Raw genomic sequence first — 16,889 nt, forward strand, 5'->3', positions numbered from 1 at the left:
ATTCCTCACTTTCATTTAATTTTTTGTATAAAAAAAGAACTATCCTTCTAGTTCTAATTCAATTTCTAATATTTCAATTTCTTTTTCTAATGCTCTAAGTTCTTTAGTTTTTTCAATTTCTTTATTATGTAATTCATAACTTCTACAACTTGCCTCACTATCAAGGTAAGCTGGAAAAGGTGTTATTGTAACCTCTATAAGTTCAACTTCTTTAATAATTCTTAAATCAATCTTATCTTCTGTATATGTCCACTCATCATCAGTAACCCAAAATCCAAAAGAACACCCTTCTATATCTCCTGACTTTACTAATTCAGAAATATCATTAGCATAAGATATATTAGGGTTTATTCTTAATTCAAAATGTAATCCTATATTATCAACATTTAATTTTAAACTTCCACTCCTAGTAGAACCTAAAATCATATTTGCATCATGATTATACATAGCATAAATATTATGTCCATCAGCTAAAGTTTTATCAAATGTACCATTAGACACTTCCTCATAAAACCCCATATACTGACTTCTAGTATTAAACTTATTTATATATCCAGTAATTATCTTCTCACTAGACTTTTCATCTGTTCTAGTTTCTAAATCTGTAGCAATAAGTTTTCTAATTTCCTTCTGTCCTCTCATCTTTAACACCTCCTTGTGCTTTTAATAATGTTATTTTACTTAAATCTTCTAATTTATAATATCCACTTGGTACTAGAATACTATCTCCATCTTCTACTAATGGCATACCTAATATTCTTTTAGCATCATTAATACTATAAGCCCCATTTTGTAAATATTTACAAATAATTTCTGATTGTGTTTTAGCATCAGTTCTCAGCATAACAGATTGATTAAATCTACATTTAAAACCATTTTTTCTATCACTAGAACTTAAATATTTCCAATCTAATTCTTGTTCTATTTGTTGAAACTTAATTAATAATGTATCTGCTAGAAATCCTAAATTTTGCATTTCCATATTATTATTATTAGAATCACTCAAATCATTAATTTGTGCTGGACTTAGCCCAAATGCATTAGCTATTTCTCTCCTACTTAATTTTCTAAGTTGTTCAAATTGTGCATCTGCCAAACTTAGATTAAGACTAGATATGTTATATCCTACTGGTACTGTAAAAGTTCTTCCGTTTGAAGAATATAATTTATCAAACTTTTCTTGAGTCTTTTTAAGTTCCTTTGTATCTTTAATATCACTCGTCATTTGTACAAGAATTTTATTAGTTAATCCAGAATCAAATAAATTATTTAAATACTTAGAACTTTTAATATTAGTATTAATTATATTTTTCAATAAACTTCTATTTGATTTAGTATTTATTCCATCAAAAGTTAAACCAGATTTGTATATACACAAATCTTCTTCTTTTACATCAAAGTTATCATTACAAATAGTAATATTATATAAAATTGCATTTTTCTTTAATGTTTTTATTAATCCTACATCATCTATAGTTATATTTTGGATTTTTGCTGGATATACATTCATAGTTGCTCTATCTATATATAATCCACTCATACCATAATGTTCTCCTAACGCTACCACAGTTCTTATACATTCTACAGAACTCATGTAAGGATTAGGTCTAAGTCTTAATTTCTCATATAATCTATGTTTGTAAGCTTCCATTTCTCCATTTTTAGTATCTTGTTTTAAAATTATAGGGCATTTAGCTACGCTCTCAGAAATATATTTAATACATTTAAAATATGTACTTTCTTTTAATGCATCATCATTAACTTCATATCCTTCCTTAAATAAATTAGTAAATGTAAAATCACTAATATTTTTAAAATTATCACGTTTTTCTAGTTTATCCCAAAACATTAATTACAACTTCCTCCTTTCTGTATAAAATAGCTTAATAAAAATAATCCAATGGCAAGTAAATACATTGCTACATATCTATTAAGCGTAAATGTAGTAAAAAAGACTATTAAAAAAGAAATTATTAATAACATATCTGCTATAAATAATTTCTGTTTAAACTTGTCTATAAAATTTTTAAATATATTTTTTATTTTAACCACCTCTATTTCCAACAATCCATAGTTTTCATCGCTTCGAAAGGATCATAATGTTCAACTTCATTATCTTCTATCGCTAATCCTAAAGCCATTAACATAGCTATAATTCCATCAATTTTAAACTTAGATTTCTTTTTACTATATTTGCAGTCCATTTGTTCATTATATACAGCAATACAATTACTAGCCATAAAATCAAATAAGTTATTTCTAGCAATAACAATTCTATTATCTATAAGTAAATTTTCAAAATCTTTTATAAATGTAGTCATAGTAATAGTTCCTTGACCTAGTGGAACTATATCCCATTCTTTTTCAAGAACATTCATTATAGTTGGACTTCCAAATCTATCAAATCCAAGCTTTTCAAAATTATATTCGTTGCTCAAATTATTCATATAATCTAACATATCATTAAACTTTATATACCTTCCTTCGGTTGCTATTAATTCACCGTTTTTTATCCATGTACTATATGGGTTCTTGTCTTTTTCTTCTCTTTCTACAACTGTATCTCTAGCCGTAAATAAATGTGGAAATACATAGTATTTATCATCATTTTCTCTATAAAATACTTGCACAAATCCAGTAATATCATGCTGAGAAGATAAATCTAATCCACACCAACATTTTTCGCCTTCAAAATCTTCTATTTTTATATCTTGTATACATTGTTCCCATAATTCCATATTAATTGCATTTTTAATATGATCTGTTGCTACATGTTGATTTAGAAACATTCTTCTAAACATATTTTCTTGAAGTGGCATTAATTTAACTCTATTACATAAATTTACTATATCATCTATTTTTCTAAATAATCCTAATGCTGGATTTGCTTTAAACCATTGCCTTACATCATCAATTTCACACTCTTTATCAGCTTCATATATTTTATAATAAAAAGTTTCATCTTCTCCTTTTTCTTCTTCTATATTTTTAGCCACTGTGTATAATTGCATTTCTAAGTTGAATTTATTTTCTCCAGAACTTGCAGTAGTTAATGTAATTGCTAAAGGCTCATCCCATTGTCCTGTACCTGTTTTCAACTTTCCATAAATTTCATCTGATTTATATTCATGTACTTCATCACATGCAAAACTGTACACCGAATAACTATCAGCTCCTCCGCCATCATTACTAAGAACTATTAACTTATTTTTATTATCTTTTCTTATAATTTCTTTTTTTGAATCTGTAATTTTACATCTTCTTCTTAATGCTTTATTACTATTAACAAAACACTTAAAAGTATTGTAAAGTTCTGTAGCTTGTTTAGTTGTATTACCAGTTATAATAAATAAAGCACCAAATATATTTTTTTGCATAAAGAATATATAACTCATAATAATTCCAACTAAAAAAGACTTAGAGTTTTTTCTTGCAACATTTATATGAGCTTCTCTAAATCTTCTCAAATTATCTTTTTTTCTTTTAACACATAAAATCTCAACTATTATTTCAAACTGAAATCTAAGTATTTTAAACTTTCTTGAAGTTCCTTTATCGTTTTTTAATAAACTTATATATTTATATATCTTTTTACATTCTACTATATCAAAGTAATATTTATCATCATTCCATTTATCTTCCATTTGCTTATTTATTTTATCAAGCATAAGATTTTGATTGATTTTATTTTCTTCTATTAGTTTATCTAATAATTTCTGATTAATCATTAAAAAGTTTCTCCATGTCCTTATCTTCCTTAGAATAATTATCACCTACACTAATAAATTTATTTTTATTCATCCTTGCTCTAGCTGCTGGAGTTAGTCCTAATTCTTTCATCCAATTTCTCATCTCTTGCTCTGCATTTTTCTTTAATTGACAATATGGATGTTGCTGAGGATAACCACTAGTACTATAAATTAAATATCCTGTTTCCTCTAAGAGTTTTGAGAATTTTAATATATCACTATAAGAAGAACAATATCTCTCTAGTGCTTTTATGTCCTGATCTGTAAATTTTTTATTTTCTTCTTCAAAAATTTTTATAACTCTTTTCCATTCTTTTTTTCCATCTTTATTTAAAATTTTTGGACATTTTACTTTTATAATTTTTTTATTGTTTATTTCACTTATTTGAACCATCTCCTCTCTCTAAAAATTCATACCCCCACTACCTAAAAAAAGTATAAAAAAACTTACAAAAGATTGCAGACCGTGGACTTTCGTCACTTAGTCTAAACTTTTCTTACTCCCCAACTTTTATAAATCAAACTCCTCCATAAACCTACTCTTCAAACTTAACAACAAATTTTGCATCTTTTCTTTATTACCTTTACAGTATTCTTTATGTGCGAACTTATGATTACTTGCAGTAAGATATATCAAGTTATCTCTATTTAATCTTTTATCATAATCTTCACTTACTTCAACTATATGATGAACAATTTCTCCTTGAGTTATTTTATTAAATTTATAATAATCAATTACATCTATACTTACGGTGTCTCTTATAGCCAATTGCCTTACCATTCTCCACTCTTTGCTTGAATAAAACCTTTGAAACTTTCTTTGCTCCTCATTGTGCATCCTTCTTCTTTTATATTCTTTCCACTTTTCTTTCTGCTCTTCATCATATTTATTTTTATGATAATTGCAGTACATTACACCTTCCCTGACTATCTTATTACAGCCTGTCCAACTGCATGTTTTTAATATTGCCATAACTAATCACCTCATTTCAATTTAAAGTATTTCATTTAATTTATATAGAATTTATTATTAAGGGATAGTTAAAGAAAGGATCTGATATAATGGCTAAGAATACAGGTAAAGGTAGTAGAAAAGGTGCAGTAAAATCAAGAACTCAAACACATAACCCTAAAACAAATACATGGGTAAAAAGAGATAGCTCAACTGGTAAATTCATAGATGGTAAAACTTCAAGTGATACCCCATTTAAAGGTGTAACTAAGGAATAATGCTTTAAGTTACTATGACTATCCCTTAATTTAAAACATAAAAAAGAAGCCTATATTAAATAGACTTCCATATATTTAATTAAGATTTAAATATTCTGTTATATTTTCAACTTCATAAAAAGATCCAGCGTATCTATAAGGTTTCCAATTAGTATATCTTTCTTCTATTCTAATTTTCCTTTTATATCTATCAGCCTATTATAATAATCCTCATCACTTTCATCTTTATTCCTTTCTATATATTTTATATGTTTTATGCGCTGTACTTGCTTTCTTGAATTTCTAATTAATTCTTTTAAATCCATAAAAATCCTCCTTATAAATATTATGTAAATATATTAACTCAATAATTTTTATAAGACAAGTCTTTTTATGTCGCACCCCTGCTTTAACCTAAAAAACTAAGTATATTTCAACTTAGCATTACTTTATATCCTCTATCGAACTTATTTAATTCATATATTTCTAAAAAAGGACAGCTAAAAATAGCCATCCTTTCCTAGATTTTTAGCAGTTATCTCTGCAATGGAAATGAGTTTTAGGTCTTCATTCCGACCAATGGAATTGGGTTTTACGTCTCCAATCCGACTATTTTAATACATTTCTAAATTCAATTTTTCTCTTAGTTTATGTTTATCACATTTGTGATTAAATTACTACTTTTTTAGCTCTTCACTTAATGGTAGAAATTCACCGCTTTTTTAGTTCTCATTTATCGGCTGAGATTCACCACTTTTTTAACTCTTCACTTACTGGTAGAAGTTCACCGCTTTTATTACTTACATTAATCACTTATTAAAAAAAATTCAATACTTTTTTTAAATCAATATTAATTAGCTGATTTTTCTGTTGTCTGCCAACTGTATACAATTAAATTATACAAATCTTTCAGGTTTTTAAAGTATCAGCTACACTTATAATTTATATTATACTACAAATTTATTTATTATACTATACATTAATTACATCAATAGAACTAATACTACCTACTTTTAAATATTTGCCTTTATTTATTTTTATAAAATCACTACTTAATTTAGATCCTATTTTTTGCCCAAAACTATTTTTAATATCTTCAAATAATTTTGACTTTAAATATGAAAAATCTCCTTCAAAGTCAAATATATCACCATTATTTATTTTAATTTTTATCATACTATCTTCTCTCCTTTTTAAGTTCTAACTTTTCACAAAATTTTACTATTTCTTCTTTTGTATATGCAAATTTTTCTATAATATCTTTATTCATATATTCATTTCTCCTTTTTTTGTTTTTATTTATAATCATTTACGAGTATTTTAATTAAAATTATATAATCTTTAAACAATAATTATTTCTGGCTTAATACTTAACTTTATTTCTCTATCTATCTTTTCCATCACAAACTGTCTATTTTCAATTTTTAATTTTTTATTTTCTTTTTTTAATTTTCCTATTTCTTCATTAATAGCTTTTTCTGTTACATCAGCTAATAAATTATATTTGTCTTTATATAATTTTTTATCTCTTTCTAATTCTTCCATTGCCTCTAAGCCTTTAACTTCAAGAACTTCTAAATCTTTCATTAACCCATTTATAATAGTACTAAGATATTCTATCTTTTTATCTTTCTCTTTAATATTTTCTTCTAATTCTTTTATTCTCACAATATTTTTATTCATTATAAATCTCCTCATTTCTTTTTTCATTTTTATGCTTAAAGGGATAAGTGGGTAAACTACTCCACTACTTATCCTAAATAAGACAAGATATGCTAATATATTTTCTTAGGGTAAAATTACCCCTTTAAACATAAAAAAGATAGGCTAATGTAAGAAGTTAGCCTATCATATAATTTATTCAACATTTTATACTATTTAAAAAGAAGGTGAGGTTTGAACTCACTACAAAAACATTGACAAAAACTTACCTGTAATAAATGTACGTTATATTTTATAAAAAATCTAATCATTTAAAATTAGACTTTTATTATCTTTTTATATTCTCTCTTGTTTAAAAAGGGAAAAGATAGCTACTAAAATTCACTATCTTTTGAAAGTTTACAGATTTATTTTAAACCTTCATAACAAATAGGCACAAGGGAACGGAGTGACCTAAGCCTATTAATGTAGCAAGAACTTACATTATCTAAATTCTATTTCTTTTTTCATAATTGCTGTATTGAACTGACGCACACTTTCCTTGCGGAGAAGTGTTTGCCTTATGAACAACTATCGTTGTCCATAAATAATTTATTATAAATTTTGCCCCCCTTTCCCTAATAATAATTTTTTATTAGAAAAGGGGGGGCATTTTTATTATGCTATATATTCACCTTTCTTTTTAGTTTTATGAAATTCAAACCATTCCTTTATAATACAATGCTTTTCACGAACTTTATCTATTTGTTTTTTAGTTAACCCACTTCCTTTTATCAAATCTTTCATCTTTATTATTTTTCCTTTATCTAAGTTTTTCAGATATTCAAGTAAAATTTGTGGATTAGTTTTTTCTTTACCTTCATTTGCTTTTCTATTTATTAATTTTTCTTCTTTAAAAATATTTGGTGTATGTTCTTCTAGCTTTGCATTTACTACATCAGCTACTTTCCTAGTAATATTATTTAAATATGAAGCACATAAAATAAATATATTACACAATTCTGTATTGCTGAAATGCCTACATTTAATTCTCATTATATTTTGTATAGTATCAACTATTAAATCACTTTCCATAATTTCTTGCATTTTATCATTTTCAAAAATACCTTCCTTATTTTCAATAATATTTTTTATTTCTAATGAAATTTCATCTTGATCAATTATTTTATTCCATTTTTTATCTATATTAGTTAACGCTATATATTTTATTAAATAAACATAATTTGATTTTCTATTCATTCCAATTTGAGCCATAGAACTAAAAGCATTCCAATCATTTTTCCCTTTTATATCACCAAAATAAGCTATATTCTTTGTATTTAATTTTCTAGAAAACTCTTGAAAAATGCCTCTTTTCTTACCATATGTAGCAACAAATAAATTATCGCCTAAACTATTTATGTATTTAGATATGGTTTCTATATGATTTTCTTTCTTAAGTAAAGAATTTTGACTGGTTGATGTTAGTATATGATGTATTTTTATATCACTTTCTTTTGTATCATTACTTTTAAATAATTCAAATCTATCTGACATATTGTATTCTATATCATATTTTGCAGTAGCATCAAAAATAATATTTTTACATTTATCTATATCAAACTTATCAATATTATTTCTTATTAATATTAATTGCCTTGCATTACTTTGTATACTATCGCTAGGACTTACAAATAAACAACCATTTTTATTAATATCTTTCAAACATTCTATATCATTATATATTTTTGTAGTTGCATATTTTTCTAATATCTCAAAAAACTTTTTATCTAAAGCTTTACTAAATAATACATCTGTTCCATCACCAGAAATCCAATTCAAGTCATATTCAGTATAATTCTTTCTTAAATTATATAAATGATTGCGTATCTGTTCCCAATAATCAATTAGATATTCTTTTTCCTCCCCTTTTGGTAATTCTTCTAACCCCTTACTAATATCAGATAAATATTTTTCGTTAATTATATCAGTAGTAATTATGTAAGGCTTCTCATCAATCAACTTTATTGATCTTTTTCCTTTTTCCCACTCATATAATAAATTTCTTTCTTTTTCTTTCATTTTAAAATATTTTTGTGTTGAAATTAATACTATTGGATATTTCTTTTGTTGTTCAAGTTGCTTATTAAATTCAATTCTTGTATTTTTATATAATTGCTCTTCATCTGATTTTTCATATTTCATAAAATAACATATGTCTTCTAAACCTTTATAATTATTTATATCTTCTAATCTATCTAATTTATCAGTTACCACTATAACTCCATTACTCTCTAACATCTTGCTATCCTTAGGAAGTCCAAAATAAAAATAATTATTTACTAAATTATTTAAAATAGATTTTATAAGTGTGGTTTTTCCTATGCCACACCTATTGTAATTTACATATATTTTATCTTTTTCACAATTAAAAATCTTATCTATTATTTCATTTGCAAAATCCTCTTGTTTATCATTTATTCTATCCATTTTATTTTTATATTCTTTTACCATACTTTCTTTTTTAAATTTTAATTTTCTTTCATTAAAATTAGGTCGCTTTTTCATATCTGCTCTATCACTCCTTATTTTTTATTCAATTTATCTCTTAAATTACATATTTCATCAAAAGCAACTTTGAATCTATCTGTATATTTAAAACTATATACCTTATTACCAGCTTCAAATTTATCATCATATGTATAAAATTCTTCTCCAGTTGTATACGCTATTGCGAGTGCTAAAGCTTTATTCCTAATTATATAAAATTTTTTATCATTCATATTTTAATTCTCCTTTTTATTTAATCAACTTTTAGACTAATACCGTCCATAACCAAAAGGTGAAGGGGCAGGATTGCCCTGTAACCTTCTTACTTCTCAATTATCTTAACTTCTATTTGTATACTTTTCTTGTTAACCTTATAATCTAATATTTCTATTTTTTTATAATCTTCTATTAATCCTTTTTTGTCTTTATATAATTCTAATTTTTCATTATTTTTATTTATTAGATATTCTCCATTAACGGTTAATATATCACCTTCATTAACCACTATGTCTTCTCCTAAACGTTTAAAACTTAGTTTGATAGTTTTATTACCTAACCTTTTTTCATAGCCTATTATATCTTTATTTATCAATTTATTATCTTCTATATTTGATTTTATCTTTCTATATTTCTTAAACAACCAATCTATATCTCCATTTTTATCTTCTATATAATTTTTTGCTAAGTCTTTATAGTTTTTCCTTATACAAGTTTCTATTGTATTCCAAGCTATATCTAACATAAAAGTAACACTAACTTCTGCTGATAATAAATTATATACTATATCATTTAATTCTAAATTTTTAGTAATTTCTCTATACTCATTTATAAAATACAAATTACTAATACTAAATGCTTCTTTATTTGTATACTCATCTTCATCTAAATTGAATTTTGCTCTAATCCACTCAATATTAGAATGATTAGGTGTTTTACTCTTTAAATATTTACCACTAAACTCAGAATATAAACTTTGCAATTCTTTATTTAACATTCCACTCTTTTTACTATGATTTTTTAATTCTTCATGCAATATATTCTTTTTAGTTGATGTATTACATTTTTTATCTAATTCACTTTTATAGTTATCTTTTCCATTCTTTAAAGTTAAATTTTTCTTTAATAATGTTCCTGCTATTCTTTTACCATTTATATCTAATGAAGTTCTATAATTAGAAGTTCTCTTCTTTTTACACTTCCCCAAATAGCACATAAAACTTGGTTTTTTCATCTTATTATATTCTTTCAAATATTTTAATTCCTTTGTAGGAAACTTTAAAGTTTTAGGAGCATCAATGGCCATCATACTTAACTCTACTGCGCAATAACTATCTACTGACATATCAAAAAATCTTTCTTTAATTAACTTTCTTTGTTTTTCTTTATCCCAATCTTTTTGAAATTCTATTTCTCCGTTTTCTAATAATTTTTTAAGTTTTTTATTATATAGAATTCTATGTTCATCTAACGTGTTGTCTCTTGCATCTGCATATTCATCTTCTTTATTAGAATTTAAATATTCCCATGTTTCTTTTCCAAAACGTCTTATACCATCTTCTACAAGCAAGTCTTTCCAACTATATTCAACAAGTTTGCCATTTTCTTTGTCCTCTTTTTTATAATAATAAGAACTTTGTGAATAACTATTTATTATGCTTGTACAATTAGCTATTTTTCCAATCAAATTTCCTGAACTAGCAACTTCATTTTCCCACCTTTGCTCTTTTGTATATTTATGTTTTGGAGAATCTTCTTTACCATCACTTAAGTTAACAAAAACTTTATCGGGAATAACTACAGAATTATATATTAGCTTATTTTTTGTTATTAAATTACCATCACCATCAAAATCCATTCCACTCATTTTCATAGCTGTATCATCTTTTTGATTATAAAAAATTAATTCTGATGTATAGTCTTCTAACCATTTATTTATATTTTCTTTATCAACTATTTCTGTTCTTTGTATTTCTTGAAAACAAGCTATAGGATTTCTACTCATTACAACCTTTTCTTTATTCCATTTTGGTATATAATACTCTCTTTCTTGTAATCCATTATCACATGTATCTCTAGTCATAATCCAATTACAAAACGATATAGGACAACATGCTGCTAATTTATATCCACCTTCAATATAAAATTTTCCTCCTGCTGCTTGTGATATTTTTTTAGTTATCATATTCTGTATTATTTCTCTTATGTTTTTCATTTTTAACGCTTTTGTACCTAATGTCTGTAATAAAAATTGTACTTTTGTACTTGCATTTAATCCTTCACTTATCATTTCTTCATCTTTTTTAATAGTTATATCATTAGCCATATCTCCCATAAATAGTCTTATTGAATCTATATCATAATCTAATATCTTTTTATAATATGTTTCTGTAGGATTGCTTAATTCCTCAATTTCTTGTGGTGTGATTGCTATATTATTTAATAATTGATAATTCGCTAAGGTGTGAGTCTTGAGCTTTTTAGGATTTTTATTAGTTTTGGTTATATATAAATTATTAATTATTGTTTTATATTTATCATCAAAATTATCTTTTGAATTTTGCCACTCATCTAAATTAGTCCAATTTTTTAACCATTTAACTTGAGATTCAGTTAAAATAAAATCTACATTAGTATCTTTCCAGTTACCTTTATAATCTTTTATGTCAAAACCATTTTTAGACTTTTTAATAAAATCAGTATCTTCTATATAATTTTCTTTAAAATATTTATTCCAATCAAAACGTAAACATAAGCCTTTAATAGCTAGTCCATTGTATCCTCTAATAATAGCAAAATCTACTCTATGATCTTTTTTTAATTGTTTCTGTATAATATTAGCCATATTATTACTCATTAATCCAAATCCATCAAAAATGGTATGTTCATATGCTTTTGGATCTGAATCTGGTGTTATATCTACAGTTTCACTATAATCTTTATTTTTAAATGCTATATAGTTATTAGTTAAATATGTATATGATTCTTCTGGAAGTACAATAAAGCTAAAATTATGATTAATTTTATATGTGCCTGATGTTGCTAATCCAAGCCTTGCAGTAACATCTTTTACTATTGCAAATTCATCTTTATTTTCCCATTCTTTTGATTTGCCTAGACTTAATATATCTTCTAGCTTATCTTTAAATCCTTCAAATTCTTTTTTTATAAATATGTATTCTAATTTATATCCTTCATTCTCATTTTCTTCTGCTTTCTGCATATTTGGCGAAGTTAATAACGGCAAATAATCTATATAATTATAAGTTATTCCTTCTTTTAAAGTTTCTAATTCTTCCCCTTTTTTTAATATCACTTTTATTAATTCGCCTATATGTTCTCCATCTTTAAATTCTTTGTTTAAATATATCTCTAATGCCTCTATTATTACATTCTGACTTAATGCTATCTCTTTTAAAATTTCTCTATCTCTTACATAATCTATCTTATATTGTTTCTGTTTTTTCAATACTATCTTTTCCCCTTTTAATTTTATATTTTCAATTTAATTATTAAGCTTGTATCTTACTCCGATACAAGCCATTTATATTATTTTTCTTTTCCTTCATATAATCAAATTTAGATATTATGGTTTCAAGTTTCTCTATATATTCATGATTTATATTTCCTTCTCCATTTATCCAGTTTTCTTCATATCTTAATTCATATAAATTAAATAGTTTATCTTTAATACTGCAATTTTCTAAATTTTTCTCTTTTATAAATTCTTTTTCTTCATATGTTAATGGTTGCATACTTTCATAAACATATTTTTCCTCTTTAAATTTTTGTTCTCTTTCTAATAAATCTTCCATTTTAACGTCTCCTTTTTATTTTTAATTATTTTATTATCTCTACTCATAACCGAAAGGTGAAGGGGCAGGATTGCCCTGTAACCTCATTACTTTAGATTTAAGCTACTTCATTAAAATTTCCTTCTATTACCTCAGCATATATATAATTATTTTCATTGGATATTAACTTATTCATTTCTATGCACCAATTCTGTACTAAATTAACCATTATTCTTAAATTTTCAGCTACTACTTCATCGTCTTTAACATCTATTATGGCCTTGGAGTATTTTATAGGAGAAATTAACTTAAGCATATCATCAACATCACATAATAAGGCTGTGGTTTGTCTAACTCCCTGTATTCGTCTGCCTAAATCTTCTCTTGTTTGTGTTAAAGTATCCATATCCTTTAATAACTTTTTATATTCATCACTGTCTTTTTTATAAGATTCTATTTCTTCTTTCAGTAATACTTTTTGTTCCGAAATATTCTTTAATTGTCGTTTTTTACTAGCCAACTCTTCTTCCAACATTTTATTTCTATTTTTTAAACCGTAGTCAGTATTATCAACTATCTTCTCAACTACTTTTTCCACTACTTTAGGCTCTTTATTCTTTTCTCTATGTAATTCTTCCTCTAAGTTTTTTACTTTATCTATGTATTCTTTGGTAGCCTTTTGAGTTAAGCTAGAAATTTGATCTTTACCTATTTCATTGAAGAATTTTTCTTGTTCTTCTTTTGGCATTTTAGCCCATATTTTATAACCTACAGTTGCTGATAATTGTTTAGTTTCAACCATATCTTGAAGTTCTGGTATTAATTTAGTTAGTTTTTTGTAGTCTTGAAGTTGTTGTTGAGAGATATCTAATTGATCAGCTAAATCTTTTTGAGTTGGCAGATTAAGATTATCTTTATCTGCCACTTTATATTGATTTCCTCTATTCCCACCGTTCTGTATCCCCCATATTCTTTCAAGTTCCATAATACATTTAGCAGCTTTCATTGGATTTAAGTTTCCCATACCTCTTTGCATTATGTTAGTTGTAATTAAGTCCTCTATAATTGAGTCTTGCATACTTTTTTCTTCTGAATCTTTATACTGTTTTACTGTGCAGTCTATTTTCTTAATTCCTAGTTCTTCACAAGCTTTAACTCTTTGATGTCCACTTACTATTAATAAATCTTGTGTAAGCACTATTGGTTCAATAACTCCCCTACTCTTTATACTTTTTTTAAAATCTTCCCATTTTTGTCCTTCCATATCATCAAAAAATTCAATATTTCTTGAATGTTTCCATAGTCTGTCAATTTCTATTAACATTTAATCACTCCTTATTTATTTGTTTTTTAAACTTATTTAATCTTATGTTTTTATACAATTACTTTCTTTTTTTATTTAAAATAACTTGTTCTTTAACAATACTAGCTATTTTCCTTACAAATACTTTAGTATCAAATGCAGTTCCTTGAGCCATTTTAATTCCGCTTAAAATATCTATAATTATTTTTATGTCTATATTATCTTTCTTAATTACTTGATAAAATGAATTAAAAGCTTTCATTATATAATATGCCTCATCGTTCATTTCATTTTCATCTTTTAAGTTTTTCTCATTAATATAATTATCTATTTTAGCAAGTAAATTTTTTTGTTCAATTTTAAAATTTATTTCACCTAATTCGTCTGGCATTAAGTAAGCGACATCTTCAATTTCATATTTTTCATTAGTTTCATCATCATAATTTACACTTGAATACTTATATTCAACAATTTCTTCTTCCAATTTTAATTTTTGTATTTTTAACTTATCTAATTCTGTCAATTCTTTATTAAAGTATTCTTCTGACACATCAAATATTTCTTTAAGTTTTGTATAATGTTTTTGCGGAATTTTTCTGCTCCCATTAAGCCAAGCTGCTACTGATTGTCTGCTAATTCCTAATTCTCTTGATAACTGTGCATATGTAATATTATTTAAACTACATAAATATTCTAATCCTACCATTTCTATTTCCTCTCTTTTTAACTTACTATTGATATAATAGCATATAGTTACTCATATATCAACAGTAAGATTAACATTGTTAATCAAATAGTTACTCTAATTAACATTTAATGGATAATATTTAAAATACCTCTAGTTTTATAATGCTCCTGTCTGTAAAAATCTCTATACTATAAAAAATATCTACAACAAATGACTCAATATTCTTTATATTAAAAATTCCTTTATTAGTAATAACCTTAAATAATTTATTATCTATACAATAATTTTCTAACTTTCCTATAATTTCTTTTCCATCTTTTTTTATTATTATGTATTCTCCTATTTCTAATACAGTTTTTAAATTTTCTTTCAACATACTTTCTTCCTCCAAATATTTTTTATTATAAATTTCTTAATACATCTCTATAAGTTATATTATCCATCCATTCATCAAAATTATTTAATGTATCATTTAATCCATTCTTTGCTAACCATATTTTATAATCAGACACATTATTACCTTCTTTAAATCTTCTATGTTTATTATTTAAAAATATTAAATTACTCATTTATACCCTTCTCCTTTAATGTATTTAAAATTTTATCTTTCATTCTTTTTTCCCATATCATAATTTTTTTAAGTTATCTTTTTATATAATTTTTAGAATCACTTTTGAATGTACCAGAATACTGTACTTAGTTAATTAAGATTTTTTGCTCGTTGTCTATGTTTATAATTCTACACTCATAAGTGTAGAATGTCAACACTATATAGTGTATTTTTTTTATATTTGTTTATTTTTTATATTTATAGTATAATTTATATTGTTAGGAGGTTATTTTAATGAGTAATGAGACTAGGAATGAAATTAAATCTTACATAGCTGCTAAAGGTTGGAAAATGATTGATTTAGTTAAATCCTTAAAAGACTATGGAATAGAAACAACTCCTCAAGCCTTGTCTAATAAGTTAAGTAGAAATACTATTAGATATAGTGAAGTAAAGGCTATAGCTAATATTATTGGATACAACTTGGTTTGGGAAGAAGATACTGAATAGTATGCGAAAGAATAGGATCTAGTAAAATACTAGGTCTTATTTTTTTGTTTCTTTCTTGGTATAATTATGTAAAGGGGATGATAACTTTGACTTTATATAATGAACTTTTAATATCAAATTACGATAATTTCAAAATTTATACTATTGATTCCAATTTAGAAATTAACAGTTTAAAATCTATAATGGAATTCATTTTAGAAGAATATACATTAATATTTTCTAAACAACTTATATCTAATGCAGAATGTTATATTATTTATAATCCGACTCATGAAACACCTATTTTTTATTCTGAAACAAATCCTTCTTCAATTTTTTTAAATTATAATAAAGATAATTTTTGGGCACAAATTATATATCAACTATCTCATGAATTATGTCATTATACATTAGCTCAAAAATCATATAATAAAAATTCTTTAAAGTGGTTTGAGGAAACACTATGTGAAGCATTTTCATTATATATATTAAAATTCTGTAGTGAAAAATGGTCAGACTGTTTCTTATCAAAATATGATTTTGCTTACCATAAAAGCATATCAAATTACTTAACAGAAATATATAATACAATAACTACTACCGGGCTAAAAAGATGTAAAAATATTTATGATTTAATTTTTATAAATAAAACTAGTGAGGAAAATCGTATACAAAGAGTTTTAGAAAGAAATTATGTATTCAACTTATTCAAGACCTATAGAGATGATATTCCTCTTATAACTGACTATAGAAAGTATATTAAATCAGAAGTTCTAATTGATTTCGATAAATGGATTCAAGATACAAATAATAATGAATTTATAATGGAACTTTCAAAAATACAACCTAAAATAATTATGGCTTAGTTTTTATCTAAGCCTTATCTTTTTCATAAGAAAAGAGCCTAACTTATTAGACT

At 24.9% G+C, this 16,889-nt stretch carries 19 protein-coding genes; 3 read left to right on the forward strand and 16 right to left on the reverse strand.

The window, feature by feature from the left end; translation table 11 throughout:
- Positions 1-39 precede the first annotated feature (39 nt).
- The 5 genes from J2S18_RS05650 to J2S18_RS05670 all read right to left on the reverse strand — a co-directional run bounded on the left by J2S18_RS05650 (position 40) and on the right by J2S18_RS05670 (position 4,722).
- Positions 40-642, reverse strand: coding sequence for an HK97 family phage prohead protease (locus J2S18_RS05650; protein ID WP_307484368.1), 603 nt, complete (start codon positions 640-642; stop codon positions 40-42).
- Positions 620-1,849, reverse strand: coding sequence for a phage portal protein (locus J2S18_RS05655; protein WP_307484371.1), 1,230 nt, complete (start codon positions 1,847-1,849; stop codon positions 620-622). Before J2S18_RS05655 ends, J2S18_RS05650 begins: the two co-directional genes overlap by 23 nt.
- Before the next feature lie 205 nt (positions 1,850-2,054).
- The gene (locus J2S18_RS05660; RefSeq protein ID WP_307484373.1) at positions 2,055-3,728 is read right to left on the reverse strand and encodes a terminase large subunit; all 1,674 of its coding nucleotides are present in this window, start codon (positions 3,726-3,728) and stop codon (positions 2,055-2,057) included.
- Positions 3,721-4,143: a phage terminase small subunit P27 family gene (locus J2S18_RS05665; RefSeq protein WP_307484375.1), complete on the reverse strand. Its 423-nt coding sequence runs from the start codon at positions 4,141-4,143 to the stop codon at positions 3,721-3,723. Before J2S18_RS05665 ends, J2S18_RS05660 begins: the two co-directional genes overlap by 8 nt.
- Positions 4,144-4,260: 117 nt before the next feature.
- Positions 4,261-4,722, reverse strand: a complete 462-nt coding sequence (locus J2S18_RS05670; RefSeq protein ID WP_380081372.1) for a DUF8602 domain-containing protein — start codon at positions 4,720-4,722, stop codon at positions 4,261-4,263.
- Positions 4,723-4,811: 89 nt separating this feature from the next.
- Between J2S18_RS05670 and J2S18_RS05675 the strand changes: the two genes are divergently transcribed.
- Positions 4,812-4,979, forward strand: a complete 168-nt coding sequence (locus J2S18_RS05675) for a hypothetical protein (RefSeq protein ID WP_307484380.1) — start codon at positions 4,812-4,814, stop codon at positions 4,977-4,979.
- A 164-nt stretch (positions 4,980-5,143) separates the two neighbouring features.
- On the opposite strand, the gene J2S18_RS05680 is transcribed toward J2S18_RS05675, so the two are convergent.
- From J2S18_RS05680 to J2S18_RS05730, 11 genes are all read right to left on the reverse strand, one after another.
- The gene (locus J2S18_RS05680) at positions 5,144-5,284 is read right to left on the reverse strand and encodes a hypothetical protein (protein WP_307484382.1); all 141 of its coding nucleotides are present in this window, start codon (positions 5,282-5,284) and stop codon (positions 5,144-5,146) included.
- A 646-nt stretch (positions 5,285-5,930) separates the two neighbouring features.
- Positions 5,931-6,134: a hypothetical protein gene (locus J2S18_RS05685; RefSeq protein ID WP_307484384.1), complete on the reverse strand. Its 204-nt coding sequence runs from the start codon at positions 6,132-6,134 to the stop codon at positions 5,931-5,933.
- A gap of 165 nt (positions 6,135-6,299) precedes the next feature.
- Entirely contained in the window at positions 6,300-6,641 is a 342-nt protein-coding gene (locus tag J2S18_RS05690; RefSeq protein WP_307484385.1) for a hypothetical protein, read from the reverse strand.
- Between the two features lie 636 nt (positions 6,642-7,277).
- Positions 7,278-9,167 carry a hypothetical protein gene (locus J2S18_RS05695; RefSeq protein WP_307484388.1) on the reverse strand — a complete coding sequence of 630 codons (1,890 nt, stop codon included), beginning with the start codon at positions 9,165-9,167 and terminating at the stop codon, positions 7,278-7,280.
- A 17-nt stretch (positions 9,168-9,184) separates the two neighbouring features.
- Positions 9,185-9,382 carry a hypothetical protein gene (locus J2S18_RS05700; RefSeq protein ID WP_307484389.1) on the reverse strand — a complete coding sequence of 66 codons (198 nt, stop codon included), beginning with the start codon at positions 9,380-9,382 and terminating at the stop codon, positions 9,185-9,187.
- An 89-nt stretch (positions 9,383-9,471) separates the two neighbouring features.
- Positions 9,472-12,615: an RNA dependent RNA polymerase gene (locus J2S18_RS05705; protein WP_307484391.1), complete on the reverse strand. Its 3,144-nt coding sequence runs from the start codon at positions 12,613-12,615 to the stop codon at positions 9,472-9,474.
- A gap of 43 nt (positions 12,616-12,658) precedes the next feature.
- Positions 12,659-12,961 carry a hypothetical protein gene (locus tag J2S18_RS05710; RefSeq protein ID WP_307484393.1) on the reverse strand — a complete coding sequence of 101 codons (303 nt, stop codon included), beginning with the start codon at positions 12,959-12,961 and terminating at the stop codon, positions 12,659-12,661.
- 97 nt (positions 12,962-13,058) lie between these two features.
- On the reverse strand, positions 13,059-14,264 hold the full coding sequence (locus J2S18_RS05715) for a ParB/RepB/Spo0J family partition protein (protein WP_307484396.1): 1,206 nt from the start codon (positions 14,262-14,264) through the stop codon (positions 13,059-13,061).
- Positions 14,265-14,322: 58 nt separating this feature from the next.
- Positions 14,323-14,949: a helix-turn-helix domain-containing protein gene (locus tag J2S18_RS05720; protein ID WP_307484399.1), complete on the reverse strand. Its 627-nt coding sequence runs from the start codon at positions 14,947-14,949 to the stop codon at positions 14,323-14,325.
- Positions 14,950-15,070: 121 nt separating this feature from the next.
- Positions 15,071-15,307 carry a hypothetical protein gene (locus tag J2S18_RS05725; RefSeq protein ID WP_307484402.1) on the reverse strand — a complete coding sequence of 79 codons (237 nt, stop codon included), beginning with the start codon at positions 15,305-15,307 and terminating at the stop codon, positions 15,071-15,073.
- A gap of 25 nt (positions 15,308-15,332) precedes the next feature.
- Positions 15,333-15,500, reverse strand: a complete 168-nt coding sequence (locus tag J2S18_RS05730) for a hypothetical protein (protein WP_307484404.1) — start codon at positions 15,498-15,500, stop codon at positions 15,333-15,335.
- A 275-nt stretch (positions 15,501-15,775) separates the two neighbouring features.
- Between J2S18_RS05730 and J2S18_RS05735 the strand changes: the two genes are divergently transcribed.
- Both J2S18_RS05735 and J2S18_RS05740 read left to right on the forward strand, forming a co-directional pair.
- Positions 15,776-15,991: a DUF6471 domain-containing protein gene (locus J2S18_RS05735; RefSeq protein ID WP_307484407.1), complete on the forward strand. Its 216-nt coding sequence runs from the start codon at positions 15,776-15,778 to the stop codon at positions 15,989-15,991.
- A gap of 86 nt (positions 15,992-16,077) precedes the next feature.
- The gene (locus J2S18_RS05740) at positions 16,078-16,836 is read left to right on the forward strand and encodes a hypothetical protein (protein WP_307484410.1); all 759 of its coding nucleotides are present in this window, start codon (positions 16,078-16,080) and stop codon (positions 16,834-16,836) included.
- Positions 16,837-16,889 lie beyond the last annotated feature (53 nt).

Origin of the sequence: Eubacterium multiforme (assembly GCF_030813415.1) — a bacterium.
In the GTDB taxonomy this organism is placed as follows: domain Bacteria; phylum Bacillota; class Clostridia; order Clostridiales; family Clostridiaceae; genus Clostridium; species Clostridium multiforme.

Bases quoted from the DNA above. Each gene is read 5' to 3' on its own strand.
- J2S18_RS05665 (WP_307484375.1), bottom strand. From the start codon at position 4,143: ATGGTTCAAATAAGTGAAATAAACAATAAAAAAATTATAAAAGTAAAA.
- J2S18_RS05660 (WP_307484373.1), bottom strand. From the start codon at position 3,728: ATGATTAATCAGAAATTATTAGATAAACTAATAGAAGAAAATAAAATC.
- J2S18_RS05730 (WP_307484404.1), bottom strand. From the start codon at position 15,500: ATGAGTAATTTAATATTTTTAAATAATAAACATAGAAGATTTAAAGAA.
- J2S18_RS05700 (WP_307484389.1), bottom strand. From the start codon at position 9,382: ATGAATGATAAAAAATTTTATATAATTAGGAATAAAGCTTTAGCACTC.
- J2S18_RS05670 (WP_380081372.1), bottom strand. From the start codon at position 4,722: ATGGCAATATTAAAAACATGCAGTTGGACAGGCTGTAATAAGATAGTC.
- J2S18_RS05715 (WP_307484396.1), bottom strand. From the start codon at position 14,264: ATGTTAATAGAAATTGACAGACTATGGAAACATTCAAGAAATATTGAA.
- J2S18_RS05680 (WP_307484382.1), bottom strand. From the start codon at position 5,284: ATGGATTTAAAAGAATTAATTAGAAATTCAAGAAAGCAAGTACAGCGC.
- J2S18_RS05735 (WP_307484407.1), top strand. From the start codon at position 15,776: ATGAGTAATGAGACTAGGAATGAAATTAAATCTTACATAGCTGCTAAA.
- J2S18_RS05690 (WP_307484385.1), bottom strand. From the start codon at position 6,641: ATGAATAAAAATATTGTGAGAATAAAAGAATTAGAAGAAAATATTAAA.
- J2S18_RS05655 (WP_307484371.1), bottom strand. From the start codon at position 1,849: ATGTTTTGGGATAAACTAGAAAAACGTGATAATTTTAAAAATATTAGT.
- J2S18_RS05650 (WP_307484368.1), bottom strand. From the start codon at position 642: ATGAGAGGACAGAAGGAAATTAGAAAACTTATTGCTACAGATTTAGAA.
- J2S18_RS05725 (WP_307484402.1), bottom strand. From the start codon at position 15,307: ATGTTGAAAGAAAATTTAAAAACTGTATTAGAAATAGGAGAATACATA.
- J2S18_RS05675 (WP_307484380.1), top strand. From the start codon at position 4,812: ATGGCTAAGAATACAGGTAAAGGTAGTAGAAAAGGTGCAGTAAAATCA.
- J2S18_RS05720 (WP_307484399.1), bottom strand. From the start codon at position 14,949: ATGGTAGGATTAGAATATTTATGTAGTTTAAATAATATTACATATGCA.
- J2S18_RS05695 (WP_307484388.1), bottom strand. From the start codon at position 9,167: ATGAAAAAGCGACCTAATTTTAATGAAAGAAAATTAAAATTTAAAAAA.
- J2S18_RS05710 (WP_307484393.1), bottom strand. From the start codon at position 12,961: ATGGAAGATTTATTAGAAAGAGAACAAAAATTTAAAGAGGAAAAATAT.
- J2S18_RS05685 (WP_307484384.1), bottom strand. From the start codon at position 6,134: ATGATAAAAATTAAAATAAATAATGGTGATATATTTGACTTTGAAGGA.